A 16,406-nucleotide genomic window follows, 5' to 3' on the forward strand; every position below is an offset into this window, starting at 1 on the left:
TTGATGTGCGAGCGAGTGCTTCTGAAAGTTCCATAAAAAAATCCCATGACCTTTTGAGTCATAGGATTTTGATCTTCTTACGTTAAAAATCAACTAATTTTTCTTAACTGATCGGCATTACGCTTTAGGCGCTGTTTTTTTATTTAAAATATATGTTGAACTTAGCACTATTCGTGCTCAAAAATACCTACTTGATTACGACCATTTTCCTTAGCCCTTGTTAATCCTAAATCTGTAATGTTAATCCAAGCTTGGTAATCAGCCATGCTTTCTTTCATTTGCGCAATGCCAAAACTTGCTGTGACTTTTATTGTTTCTTCTTGGCAGTTAAAAACGATCACTTCAATTTTCTTTCTTATTGCTTCTGCAATCGTTTGCGCATTGTTTAATTCAGTCTTAGTGAGCAATACTGCAAATCGATCTCCATCGATACGTCCTATAAACGCTGACTGTGGTGTTTCTTTCTTAATTAAATCAGCAACACCTTTAATTACATCATCTCCGAATTGGTGACCATAAGTATCATTAATTTTTTTAAAGTTATCTATATCGATCATTATGATAGTGGTTGGAGTCGATGACTGTTTCGCTCGCTCGAATTCAAGCGCACAATTTTCTCTCCAAAATATTTGATTATTGAGTTGAGTTAAATGATCAGTATGGCTTAATTTCTCTAGCTTTTTGTTCGCTTCTTGAAATGCGAGTCGATTCAATGCCACTTCGGTAACATCATAAACAATCATGCATATTTGCGTAACATTACCGAGCATGTCTGTAAGGGGTAAAAAAGTGACGTTTTGATACATAAAATCTGCATCACTTGTAATAGGGCGGTAACTTTTAAATTTAAATAAATAAGGTCTTTGCTGCCATGTAGTAAAGGCTTTATTTTTTAGTAAGCAAACACTATCCACTTTATGCTGTAACCAATCTTTTGGGATGCTTGTGAAAATATCGGTGATTTTTTTATCCACCATATGTTTCGTTAATAAACCTGAATGGTTTTCCATGAAACCATTCCAGACTTTAACGTTAAAATCAGGATCGATGATCACAATGCCAACGTCTATGTTATGCACCATGTCAATCATCCAATGAATATCTTTTAACTCTATATTTGCACTCATTATTCTAAAAGGTATCCTATTTTATGCTTAATGACTTTAATGGAGTCTTCAGTAAATAAAAGTAGCAAGTCACATTTAATATCATGTGCTTCAATTCGGTAATTTACTTCAATAGTTAACATTCTGCTGCGTACTTTTTGACAGTTTTTTACCATGTTTTCTATTTTTCCATGCTGCCCTAATACTATGGGTTGGCCTTGGCTAAAGTGAATATCTAATTGTTTTGCTAATCCATTTAAAAATGCACCAATTAAAATATTAGAAATATCATTCATCATTTCGATTTCTAGATCGTCGCCAACCATGTTTTCATATTTTAATAATTTGTTCATATCCTGAAAGCCAGAATCATGGAAGATCATAATTGCTTCACCGCTGATACCTGAGCTTATAAACCCTTGGCTAACAACCGAAACAACATCATCTTTTGATATTTCAATTAAGGCTTCGCTTAATTTACTGCATTCAACTGTACTGACATTAGGTATGGGTAACAGAATAAAGGTATCTAATAAGCGACCTAATAAATCACCAGCTCGTCCCATGGCTATATTTGAGGTTTCTTGCAATACGTCTCGAATGCCTGCTTCTTGTATGTCGGCATCTTGTTGTGCTTCTGGGTTAGAAAGGGAGTTATGGCTGCCTGCTTTGTAGATACCATATTGTTCAAGTATGGTCGTTAGTTTTTCATTGTTGATTGGTTTTTCTATGAAGTCGAGCGCACCTAATTCACGTACTCGCGCATGTGCTTCAGGTTGTATATCTCCTGATATAACGATCACGATGGCAGGAAGGTCTGATTTTTGTATTTCTTCTAATACTTGATACCCATCCATAACGGGCATATTGAGATCTAAGAAAACAATATCGCCTTTCCTATGCTGAATGCACTCTAAACCAATTTTACCATTCTCAGCAAAGCTGATTTCTATATCCCAGTCTTTTGGTAATGATCGCGCAATTTGTTTTCGGGCTAACCCGGAATCATCGCAGATTAAAACAGGTAATGGCATAATTTTCCTATGTAAAATAAAAGGCGTTTTTTTTCTAACTTTTGTATCTAATGAGGATAGGCTAATAAAATGAAATTTGGCTAATTTTAGTTGTATTAAAATAAAAAAATGTGATTTAAAAAGCATCTGTCACTTTTAAATCATTAATTGCATTTTATTAGACTGTTTAATTAAACTTTCTGAAATGTAATGGTGTTACATACAGGCTATCAAACTATTTAGATCAATTAGTTTTAATTACTTTGCGCTTGCTGCAATGCTGAGAACATCTCATCTGGATCTCGAATCGCTCTGACTGATTGTAAAAATAATTCAGCTTGAGGATGTTGAATTTTCATAAACATTAGCCATTGCTTGATTCTACTTGGCATAAATTTTTCTTTATCATCAATAACACGCAGAGATTCGAAGTATTGTTCCATTAATTTTAGATTTTGTAACCATGTATAAGGAGCTTCAATGCCTTTAATTGCGTTTGCTAAGTTGGGAACAGCAAGCGAACCACGCCCGATCATAAGTTGATCACAACCACTGATTTCAATACATTGTTGTGCATCTTCGAAGCTAAATATGTCGCCATTTGCGATAACTGGGATAGCAATAGATTGTTTTATTTTTTTAATCCAATGCCAATGTGCAGGTGGTTTGTAACCTTCTTCTTTGGTGCGAGCATGTACGGCTAATTCTGAAGCACCTGCTTCCGCGATAGCTTGCGCATTTTCTATGGCTAAACTTTTGTCTTCGTAACCTAAGCGAATTTTGGCACTCACAACATGTTCGCTAGGGACGTTATCTCGTACTGCTTTAACAATTTGATATAAGGCTTCTGGATCTTTTAATAGGACTGCTCCACCTCGACTTTTATTCACTGTTTTTGCTGGGCAGCCAAAATTTAGATCAATACCACTGGATCCTAATTTAATGGCTCTTAATGCATTTATAGCAAGACATTCTGGATTTTGCCCTAGCAGTTGAACCCGAACAGGCGTACCAAATTCAGTTTGACTTGTGTTGTGTAATTCTGGACACAATCTATAGAAAACACGAGAAGGAAGCGGTAAATCAACAACGCGAACAAACTCTGTGACACAACGATCGATTCCACCAATTTGGGTTAAAAGTTGGCGCATGTGAAAATCCATCACACCTTCCATTGGAGCAAGCGTTATATGCATGGTTTGTCTCGGTTTATTTAGGAGCGCGGATTATACCGTTTATGATTATAGATGCAAAAATACACAGAAATTAAAGCTTGAAAATAGGTTCTTTTTTTATTTGAACAGTGCAGCGTTTTATTGAATATAAATAATTTCTATTTATTCAATATCAAAATAGGCTTTGAAATTAATTTATAAGCTTTATTTTTATACAAAATAGCATTGTTTTTTTATGTATTAGAAAAATAATAACGACTTTATGATATGACAACTTGCACTAAGGCAAGCAACTATTTACTCTAAACATATAACTTAATGACAGGATACAAAATATGAGCATTGAACAATTAACATTAATTAAAAACAGTATTAAAACTATCGAAGATTATCCCTTACCTGGCATTATGTTTAGAGATGTAACCAGCTTGATTGAAAATGGTGCAGCCTTTGCTGCTACTATCGAGCTATTTAAAGTACGTTACCAAGGTCAAAAAATCGATAAGATAGTTGGTACGGAAGCGCGTGGTTTTATTTTTGGTGCACCGCTTGCCGTTGCGTTAGGTGCAGGATTTGTTCCTGTTCGTAAACCGAGCAAATTACCTCGAGACACGATTCAAGAAAGTTATGATTTAGAATATGGGAGTGATGTATTGCAAATTCATAAAGATGCAATACAACCTGGTGACAAAGTTGTTTTAATGGATGACTTACTCGCAACAGGCGGGACTGCTGAAGCTTCAGTTAAACTTATTCAACGCTTAGGCGGTGAAGTTCTTGAAGCTGCTTTTGTTATTGAATTAAATGACTTACATGGCGCAGATAAGTTAACGGCTATGTCTGTACCTATTTATTCTCTTATTGAATTTGCAGGTAAATAAGTGAGCTATCAGGTTCTAGCAAGAAAGTGGCGCCCACAAACTTTTCAGGAAGTGATTGGTCAGCCACATGTATTAACCGCGTTAGAAAACGGATTAGCTCAAAACCGTGTGCATCATGCTTATCTGTTTAGCGGTACGCGTGGGGTTGGTAAAACAACCATCGCACGTCTTTTAGCTAAAAGTTTAAATTGTGAAACAGGTGTGACTGCTACACCCTGTGGACAATGCGCTAATTGCCAAGCGATTGATCAAGGACGTTTTGTTGATCTCTTAGAAATTGATGCCGCTTCAAGAACAAAAGTTGATGATACGCGTGAATTATTAGATAACGTGCAATATAAACCTGCTCAAGGTCGTTATAAGGTTTATTTAATTGATGAAGTACATATGCTCTCTAAGCATAGTTTTAATGCTTTATTAAAAACCCTTGAAGAACCGCCTGAGTATGTAAAATTTTTACTTGCCACTACCGATCCTCAAAAGTTGCCAATTACGGTTTTATCTCGCTGTTTACAATTCCATTTAAAAGCGATATTACCTGAACAAATAGAACAACAACTTGCAACGATACTAACGCAAGAACACGCTACCTTTGAGCAACCTGCGCTGACTGTTATCGCTAAAGCCGCAGACGGTAGTATGCGTGACGGTTTGAGTTTGACAGATCAGGCGTTAGCTTTTGGTGCAGGGCATATTGAATATAATGCAGTATTAAAGATGTTGGGAACGATTGACCAATCTCACCTGTATTATTTAATGCACTTTATTGCTTCAGGGAATAGCCAAAAAGTATTTGAAAAAATACAAGAATTTGTTCATCTCGGCGCTGATTTTTCTGCATTACATCAAGAGCTTGCTAGTTTATGCCATCAAATTGCATTGGCTCAATTACAGCTTAATGCAAACGTGACCAAGAAAACAGCCGTACAACTATTGGCTGAACGTTTAACGCCAGAAGAAGTGCAATTGTTTTATCAAATCGCACTAGAAGGATATAAAGACTATAGCTATGCACCTAATGGAAAAGTTGCATTAGAAATGACTGTGATGCGTTTGTTGGCTTTTAAACCTGCAAATTATGTTGATATTGATGAAGCGATGTTAACCGAAGCAAATCAGGTCGAAAGCATAGAGCCTGAAAGTGAACCTGTAAGCCAAGTTAATTCAATTCAACAAGCTCCGGTAATCAGCCCATCTGTTAATGAGGCTCCAATACAAGAGCCTGTTTTAACCAATGATGCTAGGCAACCTGTCGAAGTACCTCAACCAAATATTATTGAACAAACTCATGTTAACCATAATCAAAGCGACGATGTAAACGCTAATGAAGTGGCACAAGAGACAACAAAACCTGAAGTAACGCAAACAAATACTACTTCTTTAGAGTCTAGTAACTCTCGGAATATGCTACGCAGCCATCGTTTAAAGCGAGAAGCATTAAAAAAGACTGAAGCGACAACTGAGCAGCTATCTACTGGTACTGAACAGTTTGTCGCGCCTACAAAAACAGCAGAAGCTGTGACTGATACAAAAGTGACCTCAACAGAAGAAAGTCACAAGCATACGGCTCCTGTTACCATAACAGCTGAACCAGCTAATACGTCATTAAATAACAATCAAGAACTTCCACCTCTGACGAGCTATCAAGATCAGCAAAATAGCACTTACCATGCATTTAACGAACATAATGATGATCCTCGTTTTATAGATAATCAGTTGCCTGAGAATGTTCAAGTTAGTCAAAGTGAGCCAGTCGTTAATAATGAAGTCGTTTCTACTCAAATAACGCCTGAAGATGCCGATTATTTACCTTATGCAAATAAGACGGTGGAAGAGGTCGTTGACCTTCCTAAAGAGAATGCTGATATTTCTGCTCTTCATCAATCTGCTGACGAACAAACCGATGTGCTTTTAGTTGAGAATAACAATTTACAAAGCGCGGACATTGATATCGCCAACTATGTTGAAGATAAAATGACAGATCCTTGGTTTTTGGATATTCAAGCAATGCAACTTGTTGGGTTTGAAAAATTATTGGCTAAAAGTGCGGTTATGCAAAAACAAGGTACAAGTATTGTATTAACATTGCATGAACCGCAGCAACATTTAATTAATAACCAGAGTTTATGTGACGAATTAAAAGTTAAATTGCTTCAATACTATAATCAAAAAGATGGACAGCAATACACTGTTGATATTCAAACAGGTAAGGTGGAAGGTAGCCATACTCCAATGGAGTTAGAGCAGATTGTTTATCAACAATATTTAGACGGTGCTAAATCATCGATTAAAAATGATCCAATTGTACAAACTTTTGTGCGAGATTATGCTGCAAAAGTCTATGAAAATAGTGTCGTGCCGTTATAATCAGCATAGTCAAACTGTAACTTATAAAGAGAGAAATTATGTTTAGTAAAGGTGGAATGGGCGACTTAATGAAAAAAGCCCAAGAAATGCAAGAAAATATGAAAAAAGCACAGGCAGAAATCGCAAACACAGAAGTGGTTGGTGAATCTGGTGCTGGCTTAGTTAAAATCACTTTATTAGGTAATCATAATGTACGTAAAGTGGAAATTGATCCAAGTTTAATGGAAGACGAAAAAGAAATGCTAGAAGATTTAATTGCTGCGGCAATGAATGATGCAGTTCGCCGTGTTGAAGAAGTTAACAAAGGTAAAATGAGCGGTATTACTGGCGGTATGGATTTACCACCGGGTTTCAAAATGCCTTTCTAGGCTTTACATTAATAGGTACTTATTAATTACACTGAGAAGCGGCGTTTGAATTTTAAATTCAATGCCGCTTTTTTATATCATCATTATAGGTTTAGCTATGTTTTTACTTATTCCACAAATTTAACTTAATTGGTATTAACATTTTTAATTATATTTATTGATTTAATTGTAATTAAGTATTCCTACATCACTTATTTATTCTGCATTAAACGCTAAGCTCTGATTTTTTACTTTAATTAGGAGTTGTTGTGGAGTTAGTTTTATTATTATTACAACAGCTTAGTGTGTATTTAGTTATTGCTTATTTATTGAGTAAAACCCCCATTTTTATTCCTTTGACATCAATTTCTGGACGTAACTCCCATCGTTTTGTTTATTATATTTTATTCAGTTCTTTTTGTATTTTAGGTACCTATTTCGGTTTGTCGATCGAGAATGCAATTGCTAATACTCGAGCGATTGGAGCGGTTATGGGAGGATTGTTAGGTGGTCCTTTAGTCGGTTTTTTTGTGGGTTTAACTGGCGGTCTACATAGATATTTTATGGGAGGTTTTACTGATGTTGCTTGTACACTTTCGACAACGACAGAAGGGTTTATTGGTGGCTTATTACACTTATATTTTTTACGAAAAGGAAAAATAGGCCATATATTTAAACCTAGTGTTGCTTTATTAGTTACTTTGTTTTCAGAAGTCATTCAAATGCTGATTATCTTAATCGTAGCGAAACCTTTTGAGCAAGCTTGGGCGTTGGTTCAAGCGATTGCTCTTCCAATGGTAATTGCAAATGGGTTAGGTGCTGCATTATTTATGAGCATTATCCAGGATAAAAAAGCCATTTTTGAAAAAAACTATACTACTTTTTCTAATAAAGCCTTACGGATTGCACAAAGGACAGTCGGTGAATTCAGTCAAGGGTTTAATAGTGATAGTTGTAAAAAAGTAGCTGATATTATTTATCAAGAAACGGGCGTCGGTGCTGTTTCTATTACAGATAGAGATAAAATTCTCGCGTTTATTGGTGTGGGTGCTGACCATCATTTATGTGGAACCGTGATCTCTTCTGGTTACACATTAAAGGCAATAGAAAGCGGTGAAATCATTTATGTAGATGGTTATGAAACGGATTATCAGTGTTCGATTAATACTTCATGTCGATTAGGCTCAGTGTTAGTTATTCCGCTACTGGAAGCTGATGGTAGAGTGCTAGGTACTATCAAGCTTTATGAGCCTAAACAGAAGTTCTTTTCTACGCTTAATCGAAACTTAGGAGAAGGAATTGCTAAATTAATTTCTAACCAAATTTTAACTGGTCGCTATATACAACAGAAAAACTTATTGAATCAGGCCGAGATCCGTTTATTACATGCACAGGTTAATCCTCACTTTTTATTTAACACCTTAAATACGATCAGCGCTGTCACACGTAAAAACCCTCAAAAAGCGAGAGAGCTAATCCAACATTTATCGCAATTTTTTAGAAGTAATTTAAAGCAGAATATTGAGCAGGTAACAATAAAGGAAGAATTGGTACATGTTCAGTCTTACCTTGAAATTGAACTTGCGAGATTTGAGGAGCGTTTAAGTGTAGAAATTAATATTGATGATCGTTTATTACCTTTAGAAATTCCAACATTTACCTTACAACCCCTTATTGAAAATGCGATTAAACATGGTACTTCAACTTTGATGCGTAAAGGCGAACTTAAGGTTAATGGTTACATTTTAAAGAAAGATAATAATGCAGTTGTTGTATTAGAAGTGATCGACAACGCTGGGAATTATTGTACAAAAGGTAAAAAGGTAGGCTTGGGTTTGCAAATAGTTGATAAGCGCCTTAAAAATAAACATGGTCAACAATATGGTTTAGTCATTAGCTGTAAAACAGATGAATTTACTAAAGCTACTATTTCTTTTCCTTTACTTAATGGTCAGGAGTTTTAATGTTAAAAGCAATTATTATTGATGATGAATTATATGCTCGTGAAGAGCTCAATGAACTATTAGTGGAGAGCAATGCTGTTGAGGTTATCGCTCAATGCTCTAATGCAATTGAAGGTTTAAAAGTGATTAATAGTTTAAAACCCGATGTTGTATTTTTGGATATTCAGATGCCGCAAATTACAGGTCTAGACTTAATCAGTATGCTTGACCCAGAGAGTATGCCTAAGATTGTTTTTGTGACAGCATATGATGAATATGCTGTGACTGCATTTGAAGATAATGCTTTTGATTATTTGCTAAAGCCTGTTGAAAGCGATCGTTTACATAAAACATTAAAGCGTCTCAAGAATAATAATATTAGCCCATCTAATTATTCAGCAGTGGTTACTCATCATTTAGAGTTAATTCCTTGCTCTGGTTTCAATCGAATTATTTTATTGGAGCCTAATAAAATAGAAATAGCGATGTCTGATCAAACTGGCGTTCATTTATTAACGGGAGATGAGACATTAACTGCAAGTTTATCGCTTAAAATTTTAGAGGAAAAAACAGAGTTAATACGTTGTCATCGGCAATATCTAGTCAATCCAATTTGTCTTCGTGAAATAAAATTATTAGATAACGGATCTGCTGAAATAATTACTCGTTCAGGCCTCAAAACGCCTGTTAGTCGACGTTATTTAAAAAAAATTAAAGATCGTTTTGGACTTATATAAAGCGTTATTTTTATTCAGCTCAAACCACTTAAAAGTTATATTAACCGTTTAAATCTCTATTTAACCGCTCTCTTTATTAACAACTGTTATTTAAAATCCAAACTTTATACTGTAATAACCAATCAGCTCACTTAAAAGGACTTAATTATGCTTTGGTTTTTATTTTGTTTAGGATTATTACTTGGTGGATACTTTCTTTACGGGCGTTTTGTAGAGAAAGTATTTGGTATCAAAAGTCAGCGTCAAACACCTGCTTATGCGAAGCATGATGGTGTTGATTATGTTGCAATGTCTACACCTAAAGTTTATTTAGTACAGTTACTTAATATAGCTGGTGTTGGTCCTATATTTGGACCTATTATGGGGGCTTTATATGGGCCTGCAGCAATGCTTTGGATTGTTGCTGGTTGCATATTTGCTGGTGGCGTACATGATTATTTTTCTGGGATGTTATCTGTCCGTAATGGCGGGGCCTCAGTACCTGCTATAACTGGTAAATATTTAGGTAATAATGCAAAACATTTTATGAATATTTTTGCATTGGTATTATTGCTTTTAGTTGGCGTTGTTTTTGTTTCCGCCCCTGCAGGTATGCTTACGAATCTTATTAATGAACAAACCGATATGTCTGTTTCTTTATTAACAATGGTTGTTATTATCTTTACTTATTATGTTGTTGCTACAATAGTTCCTGTTGATAAAATTATTGGTCGATTCTATCCCTTCTTTGGTGCCTTATTAATATTTATGTCTATTGGTTTAATTACAGCAGTGTCACTTTCTAGTGATCATAGTTTGTTAGGTGATTATGAAATGAGCCAAATGTTTATTAATATGAATCCTAATGATTTGCCATTATGGCCTGCTTTATTTATTACCATTGCTTGTGGTGCCATTTCTGGTTTTCATGCAACGCAATCACCTCTGATGGCACGTTGTATTGAGAATGAAGGTGATGGGCGTTTTGTATTTTATGGTGCAATGATTGGCGAAGGTATTATTGCTCTTATTTGGTGTGCACTTGCCTTATCATTCTTTGGTTCTGTTGAAGCCTTATCTGATGTTGTTGCTACTGGTGGTCCTGGTGCTGTTGTTTATGGTGCTTCTTTTGGACTATTAGGTGTGTTTGGTGGGATCCTTGCTTTCTTAGGTGTTGTTATATTACCTATTACTTCAGGTGATACCGCTTTTCGCTCAAGCCGTTTGATCTTATCTGAATATTTTAATATGGAGCAGAAATCAATCCGTAATCGTTTATTAATGGCATTACCTTTATTTATATTAGGGGCTATTTTGACTCAGGTTGATTTTGGTATTATTTGGCGTTATTTTGGTTTTGCAAATCAAACAACAGCGGTAATGATGTTGTGGACTGCAACAGCTTATCTTGTTCGCCATAATAAATTCCATTGGGTTGCAACGGTTCCTGCGATGTTTATGACAGCCGTGGTGATTACTTTTATTTTGAATAATTCTACATTAGGCTTTGGGTTAGCAATACAAACAGCTACGGTTATTGGTATTTTAGCAATGGTTGCGATTACAGTTTATGTTGTTATGAAATCTAAACATACACAATTTATTAACGAAAAGGGTGAGCGTTTAGATGATGATGGTATAGCGATTGATTGTAACGGAGTTGCAATACGCAAAGGATCTTCAGCGAGTTAAATTATTCCGCTTTGTCCTATCCTGAAATATCTTGTCAGTTTTAATAAAAAGCCAATCTATTTACATAGATTGGCTTTTTTACTATTTAGATTTTAACTTCAAAGAAGATTAATCTTCGTCTTCATCGTAATCATATTCGTAATCATCATCTTCACTTGCTTCTAAGGCTAATGCGCGAGACTCTTCTCTTTTTGCTAAGAAAGCAGCATGTGAAGCTTCTTTTTCTGCTTGTGCTTTTGCTGCCGCTTCATTACGTACAGTACGACGTTCTGATTTACGAGCATTGGCTTGCTTTTGTTTTTCTAAAAATCCTGCTAATTCAGCTGTTGCCCATTCAATGGCTAAGGCTTCTGTTGCAAAACCGTCTTGTTGTTTAGAGACACTGCTTCTGCGAGCACTAACACGACGGGTGATTTCTGCACTCCAGGTATTAGCGTCCTGTTTGATTTTGTAATCGAACTTTTTTTGTTGGGTCATGAGCTATTCCTAGTTTAGACATTGATTATTTTAGGCGCGCGATAATAACACAGATTGTATGGATTCATCATCGATTTATTTACTGTTAATTTTAGCCCACTCAAAGCCTTCATTACTTTTAATGACAGAGGGCTTTTTAGCTTGTTTTTTTACAGTTGTTTGAGCTTGCGTATTTTGTGCTGCAAGAATACTGCGGATCAATTTTGTGGTTTCAGGATGCTTACTGCAAAAAGTTTTTAAATATAAAATCTCAACACGGCTTCTCGCCCAAGGTGTTTGGCGTAAAAATTTTAAGCAGGATTTTTGCGTTGGGTTATTCAAAAAGCATTTAATCCCTAACTTTTCTCCCATTGCATTCCATGTGTGTTTTGTTTGTAACTCAGTGAGTATTTGAGCTAATTTTATACCGTATAAAGGGTCGTTAGTTTGCATATATCTTCGTCTTTTTTAAATCGTGTTATGTATTGTCTATAATTTATTCGGCTAGCTTACAGTATGTACAAATTAATGCTTAATTAAATCTGTTATTCACATAATAATAAGTATTAATTTTTATAGAAATAGTTCACTTATGGTGAATGAAAACATATGATGAGTGAATATTGATAGAGAGAGGTAATAATGGCTTACATTCCAAGTAATTATAAAAGTTTAGAAAGTGATTATCGCGATAAAGCGCTAAAACTGTTCCCTTGGGTTTGTGGAAAATGCGCTCGTGAATTTGCCTATTCAAATTTAAAAGAGTTAACCGTTCACCATATGGATCATGACCACAGTAATAATCCAGCTGATGGCAGTAATTGGGAATTATTATGCATTTATTGTCATGATCACGAACATGATAAATATACACAAGCGGATTTATATGGAAGTCATGTTGAAGCGGGTGATGAGAATGTCGCCACAGCAACTTATAATCCGTTTGCTGATCTGCTATCTAAAATGAATAAATAACATCGCAATTATCTAACTGTTAAAAATAAAAAAGGGCACTTAAATAGTGCCCTAACAAATGGTTAATTTACCTTGTCTCTGGCTTTTTAATAACCCGCTCGTTTCATTTCTCGCGTTGCAATTTTTTGTGCGCTATCTAGTGCTTGTTCAACACTGATTTTTCCTTCAAGCGCTTCAGCTATTTTTTGTCCCGTTGTACCACCAATAGAAACAAACTCTGGAATTGCCGCAAATTGAATACCAGTATAAGGCGAAGGTAATAAGGTATTATTATTAGGATCCGCATTATAAACAGCGGTTAACTCGGCTTCTGCAAAATCACCCACTGCTTCTACATAGGCTGCTGTTTTATAAGTTGATAAGCGAGTTCCCGTTGGTACGCTTGCCCATCCATTTTTACTTGCCACTAATTTGATATAGTCTTTTGATGTTGCCCAGTTAATGAATGTTTGTGCAGCATCTACATTAGCCGCTTCTTTAGGGATTGCCAATGACCATGACCAAAGCCAGCTAGCGCCTTTGGTAGTGACTTGATAGGGTGCTTCAGTATAAGCCCAACGATCTGAAAACTTACTGTTAGATGAATCTGTTAAAAAAGAAGCTGCAACAGAAGCGTCAATCCACATCCCACACTTACCTGCGCGAGACATTGCTAATATTTCAGTGAAACTATTGTTTTGTGAATCTGGTGGACCATATTTGGTCAGCAGGTCAACGTAAAAGGTCACCGCTTTATTCCAAGCACTACTATCAATATCTGGTGTCCAATCCATATCAAACCAACGGCCACCAAAACTATTTACAATAGTTGATACCAAGGCCATGTTGTCACCCCAGCCAGCTTTACCACGAATGCAGATACCGTAAACATCATTATCAGGATCATGCATTGCTTTTGCCGCTGTTTGTATATCATTCCAAGTTGGTCTTTGCTCAAAAGATAAGCCTGCTTTTTGTAACAAATCTTTACGGTACATTAGCATTGAACTTTCACCGTAGAAAGGAGCTGCATACAGTTTCCCTTCATAGGATAAACCATTCTTAATTGATGGAAGTAAATCGTTTACATCATAACTAGCGCTAGTTTGTAAAGGGATTAGCCAATCACGTTTTGCCCAAATTGGGGTTTCGTATAAACCGATAGTTACAACATCATAGCGTCCACCTTCAGAGGCGATATCTGCAATTGCTCGCATACGTAAACTACCTTCATTGTATACATGCCATTTTAATTTGATATCTGGGTGTTCACGTTCAAATTCAGGGGTCAGTTTTTGCATCTCTATCATATGAGAATTATTAACGGTTGCGATATTAAGATCTGTAGATAAAGCACTTGTGCTTACTAAAGCCGATAACAAAGTCATTGAATATTTAGAAAGTTTTATCATTAGTTTTCGCCCTGATCATTTAATTTTTATGTAAAAGTTCATATAAATATAGCAAGCTTAAAATTTATGGTTGGATTTTATTTTTATAAGTGTAGATCTGTATCACATTGCTGGTTAAATTATTGTTTTGTAAACTTTGAAGCATGTCATATTAATTACTGTTTTTAATTGAAAAGTATTCTATCTTTAAAGATATTACTTCTATACACATTACAATTACTTAACTATCCGGTGATCAAAATTTATGAAAATATTTAGCATTAATTTGTCGACTAAAATAACCTTAAGTTTTGCTGTGATAGGGTTGTTATTTATAGGAATGGTGCTTTTTAGCTTTGCGAATGGGAAACAAGTTATATCAGGGTTAACCTTGATTAATAATGAGTCTTCACCCGTTATTCGCGCTTCATCAAAAACCAATGAATTGGTAAAGGCAACTGAACCGTTGGTCATGAAGTTGCTTCAAAGTGAAGCTTCTCAAGCTTACAAAACTGCAGCGGATAAATTAAATGCAAACAATGCATTAATTGCAACCACGCTTGATGAGTTTGCAAATATTAAGTTACACGGCGAGTTTTCAAGTACCGTTGAAAATACACTGACTCAGTTGAATACTGATATGGCAAGTGTCAAATCTACAGCTTCTGCGTTGATTAAAAATCAAGGCAGTATAGTTGAAGCCATTGAAGAAACACATAAAATTGTGACCACACTTAATGAGTTAAGAGAAAAAATATCTCCACTCCTTTCTAATACTTTAATTGAACTGGAAGATGAAGCTGTTATTTCTGTTGTTAATGAAATCAACGCTTCGGTTATCTCTGGTATGTTAGTGATTGAGCGTATTGCCAATACAAAGTCTTTAGACGAATTACAACAAAATAATCGATTATTTGTTAGCTGGCAGAATACGCATTCCAACTTATTACCTTCGCTAATTTTTGCTTCATCTGAAGCGGGTTTCCAAAGTTTTGTTCGTGAGTTATCTCAATTAACTTTATCGTTACTCGATGCCGTTGAAGGAGAAAAAGGATTACTCGCAATACAGGAAGCTGAGCTTAAGTTAATTGCAAAACAAAAAACTGACTTTGCTGCTTTACAGGCAAAAAGTGAGAGTGCAAGTAACCTCACTGGATTATTATTAGAAAATTCTTTCGCGCAAAATAACGCGCTTTCTAACAACATTACACGCAATACTGAAAACCAAAATAATATTGGGATTGTTGTTGGTGTTTCGATTTTATTTGCCATCGTGATTTTATCAATTGCAATGACACGCTTTATTCGTAATGCAATGAAACAAGTTATTAATGAATTGAATTGTTTATCAAAAGGGGTTTTGCGTAATATTCCAATTCCTAAATCGAACGATGAGTTTGGTCGCCTTAATGGTTACCTGATCGAAGTAGTCGATAATCTAAAACAAACGGTGCGTGATATTGAAGCATCTTCTAAACGTGTTGAGCAATCTGTTGATTCGGTGGTAAGCGGATCTCAAAGTACGCTTAAGATTGTACATCAACAAAAAAATGAATTGGACATGGTTGCTGTTGCATTAGTTGAAATGAGCTCTACTGCGAAAGATGTTGCACAACATACTGAACAAACGCATGTTGCCGTGATGGATGCTGTAGCGCTTGCGAAAGATGGGCGAGATAAAGTACAGCTTAACTATAAAGGTATTGAGCAGGTTTCAGCACAAACGGATAAAACATTAACTGCTATAACTAATCTAAATGACGGTGTTAAAAGTATTGAAAGCATTATTGATACTATTACTCAAATTGCTGAGCAAACAAACTTACTAGCTCTTAATGCTGCTATTGAAGCTGCACGAGCGGGAGAACAAGGTAGGGGATTTGCTGTTGTTGCTGATGAAGTACGTACTTTGGCGACAAGAACACAATCTGCAACGCTAGAAATTCAAGATAAAATCTCTTCAATGGTCGTTGATTCTCAATCCGCAGTAGAAGTCACCACTCAAAGTGAAGCGTTAGTGGGCGATAGTTTAGAACAAGCTAAACTAGCGGATGACATTATTGCTAGTTTTGAAAGTAAAATGGCTGAAGTTCAAGACTTAAGTTACTTGATTTCAACAGCAGCAGAAGAGCAAGCAGCAACGGTTACAGAGCTTGACCAAAATATTAATAGAATTGCGTCTCTAGCCGACGAAACTAACCACAAAGCCGAATCTGCAAAAGACGAAGCAATGGGACAAATTGAAATCGCTAAAAATTTAGAGAGCAATGTGTCTAAATTCGTTTTTGAAAGATAGTCTTTAAAATACAGTTTATTCTTTTATTCAACAGCACCTTTCAAAAGGTGCTTTTTAGTTTTAATCCGC

General features: G+C 35.7%; 14 protein-coding genes. 8 read left to right on the plus strand and 6 right to left on the minus strand.

From position 1 onward, the window contains the following. Window positions 1-167: 167 nt before the first annotated feature. The 3 genes from E2R67_RS09715 to E2R67_RS09725 all read right to left on the minus strand — a co-directional run bounded on the left by E2R67_RS09715 (window position 168) and on the right by E2R67_RS09725 (window position 3,315). Window positions 168-1,127, minus strand: coding sequence for a sensor domain-containing diguanylate cyclase (locus tag E2R67_RS09715; RefSeq protein WP_134290759.1), 960 nt, complete (start codon window positions 1,125-1,127; stop codon window positions 168-170). Then, window positions 1,127-2,140: a response regulator gene (locus tag E2R67_RS09720; RefSeq protein ID WP_134290760.1), complete on the minus strand. Its 1,014-nt coding sequence runs from the start codon at window positions 2,138-2,140 to the stop codon at window positions 1,127-1,129. The genes E2R67_RS09715 and E2R67_RS09720 overlap by 1 nt, the downstream gene beginning before the upstream one ends. Window positions 2,141-2,373: 233 nt before the next feature. Beyond that, window positions 2,374-3,315 carry a tRNA-dihydrouridine synthase gene (locus E2R67_RS09725; protein ID WP_134290761.1) on the minus strand — a complete coding sequence of 314 codons (942 nt, stop codon included), beginning with the start codon at window positions 3,313-3,315 and terminating at the stop codon, window positions 2,374-2,376. A 314-nt stretch (window positions 3,316-3,629) separates the two neighbouring features. Here E2R67_RS09725 and apt point away from each other — a divergent pair, with 314 nt between their 5' ends. The 6 genes from apt to E2R67_RS09755 all read left to right on the plus strand — a co-directional run bounded on the left by apt (window position 3,630) and on the right by E2R67_RS09755 (window position 11,240). Beyond that, entirely contained in the window at window positions 3,630-4,175 is a 546-nt protein-coding gene (apt, locus tag E2R67_RS09730) for an adenine phosphoribosyltransferase (RefSeq protein WP_134290762.1), read from the plus strand. Further along, on the plus strand, window positions 4,176-6,542 hold the full coding sequence (dnaX, locus tag E2R67_RS09735; RefSeq protein WP_134290763.1) for a DNA polymerase III subunit gamma/tau: 2,367 nt from the start codon (window positions 4,176-4,178) through the stop codon (window positions 6,540-6,542). A gap of 38 nt (window positions 6,543-6,580) precedes the next feature. After that, the gene (locus E2R67_RS09740) at window positions 6,581-6,910 is read left to right on the plus strand and encodes a YbaB/EbfC family nucleoid-associated protein (RefSeq protein ID WP_134290764.1); all 330 of its coding nucleotides are present in this window, start codon (window positions 6,581-6,583) and stop codon (window positions 6,908-6,910) included. Between the two features lie 248 nt (window positions 6,911-7,158). Next, a complete protein-coding gene (locus tag E2R67_RS09745) occupies window positions 7,159-8,853 on the plus strand; it encodes a sensor histidine kinase (RefSeq protein ID WP_134290765.1) in 1,695 nt (564 codons plus the stop codon). After that, complete coding sequence (btsR, locus tag E2R67_RS09750; protein WP_134290766.1) at window positions 8,853-9,569, plus strand: two-component system response regulator BtsR; 717 nt, start codon at window positions 8,853-8,855, stop codon at window positions 9,567-9,569. The genes E2R67_RS09745 and btsR overlap by 1 nt, the downstream gene beginning before the upstream one ends. 147 nt (window positions 9,570-9,716) lie before the next feature. After that, the gene (locus E2R67_RS09755) at window positions 9,717-11,240 is read left to right on the plus strand and encodes a carbon starvation CstA family protein (protein ID WP_134290767.1); all 1,524 of its coding nucleotides are present in this window, start codon (window positions 9,717-9,719) and stop codon (window positions 11,238-11,240) included. 108 nt (window positions 11,241-11,348) lie between these two features. On the opposite strand, the gene E2R67_RS09760 is transcribed toward E2R67_RS09755, so the two are convergent. Both E2R67_RS09760 and E2R67_RS09765 read right to left on the minus strand, forming a co-directional pair. Continuing rightward, window positions 11,349-11,717, minus strand: a complete 369-nt coding sequence (locus E2R67_RS09760) for a DUF3622 domain-containing protein (protein WP_134290768.1) — start codon at window positions 11,715-11,717, stop codon at window positions 11,349-11,351. A 75-nt stretch (window positions 11,718-11,792) separates the two neighbouring features. After that, window positions 11,793-12,149 (minus strand): VF530 family protein, encoded by a 357-nt coding sequence (locus E2R67_RS09765; RefSeq protein ID WP_134290769.1) that lies wholly within the window; start codon window positions 12,147-12,149, stop codon window positions 11,793-11,795. Between the two features lie 189 nt (window positions 12,150-12,338). Between E2R67_RS09765 and E2R67_RS09770 the strand changes: the two genes are divergently transcribed. Beyond that, a complete protein-coding gene (locus tag E2R67_RS09770) occupies window positions 12,339-12,671 on the plus strand; it encodes a YajD family HNH nuclease (RefSeq protein WP_134290770.1) in 333 nt (110 codons plus the stop codon). 86 nt (window positions 12,672-12,757) lie between these two features. Here the strand turns inward: E2R67_RS09770 and E2R67_RS09775 are convergent, their stop codons facing one another. Continuing rightward, window positions 12,758-14,062, minus strand: a complete 1,305-nt coding sequence (locus tag E2R67_RS09775) for an ABC transporter substrate-binding protein (protein WP_134290771.1) — start codon at window positions 14,060-14,062, stop codon at window positions 12,758-12,760. Window positions 14,063-14,306: 244 nt separating this feature from the next. Here E2R67_RS09775 and E2R67_RS09780 point away from each other — a divergent pair, with 244 nt between their 5' ends. After that, window positions 14,307-16,337 carry a methyl-accepting chemotaxis protein gene (locus tag E2R67_RS09780; protein WP_134290772.1) on the plus strand — a complete coding sequence of 677 codons (2,031 nt, stop codon included), beginning with the start codon at window positions 14,307-14,309 and terminating at the stop codon, window positions 16,335-16,337. The last annotated feature ends 69 nt before the right edge of the window (window positions 16,338-16,406 follow it).

Origin of the sequence: Psychromonas algicola, from assembly GCF_004378355.1 — a bacterium.
GTDB lineage: Bacteria > Pseudomonadota > Gammaproteobacteria > Enterobacterales > Psychromonadaceae > Psychromonas.

Excerpts from the sequence above, each read along its gene's own strand:
- E2R67_RS09715 (WP_134290759.1), bottom strand. The coding sequence starts at position 1,127 with ATGAGTGCAAATATAGAGTTAAAAGATATTCATTGGATGATTGACATG.
- apt (WP_134290762.1), top strand. The coding sequence starts at position 3,630 with ATGAGCATTGAACAATTAACATTAATTAAAAACAGTATTAAAACTATC.
- E2R67_RS09760 (WP_134290768.1), bottom strand. The coding sequence starts at position 11,717 with ATGACCCAACAAAAAAAGTTCGATTACAAAATCAAACAGGACGCTAAT.
- E2R67_RS09720 (WP_134290760.1), bottom strand. The coding sequence starts at position 2,140 with ATGCCATTACCTGTTTTAATCTGCGATGATTCCGGGTTAGCCCGAAAA.
- E2R67_RS09755 (WP_134290767.1), top strand. The coding sequence starts at position 9,717 with ATGCTTTGGTTTTTATTTTGTTTAGGATTATTACTTGGTGGATACTTT.
- E2R67_RS09740 (WP_134290764.1), top strand. The coding sequence starts at position 6,581 with ATGTTTAGTAAAGGTGGAATGGGCGACTTAATGAAAAAAGCCCAAGAA.
- btsR (WP_134290766.1), top strand. The coding sequence starts at position 8,853 with ATGTTAAAAGCAATTATTATTGATGATGAATTATATGCTCGTGAAGAG.
- E2R67_RS09770 (WP_134290770.1), top strand. The coding sequence starts at position 12,339 with ATGGCTTACATTCCAAGTAATTATAAAAGTTTAGAAAGTGATTATCGC.
- E2R67_RS09765 (WP_134290769.1), bottom strand. The coding sequence starts at position 12,149 with ATGCAAACTAACGACCCTTTATACGGTATAAAATTAGCTCAAATACTC.
- E2R67_RS09725 (WP_134290761.1), bottom strand. The coding sequence starts at position 3,315 with ATGCATATAACGCTTGCTCCAATGGAAGGTGTGATGGATTTTCACATG.
- E2R67_RS09780 (WP_134290772.1), top strand. The coding sequence starts at position 14,307 with ATGAAAATATTTAGCATTAATTTGTCGACTAAAATAACCTTAAGTTTT.
- E2R67_RS09775 (WP_134290771.1), bottom strand. The coding sequence starts at position 14,062 with ATGATAAAACTTTCTAAATATTCAATGACTTTGTTATCGGCTTTAGTA.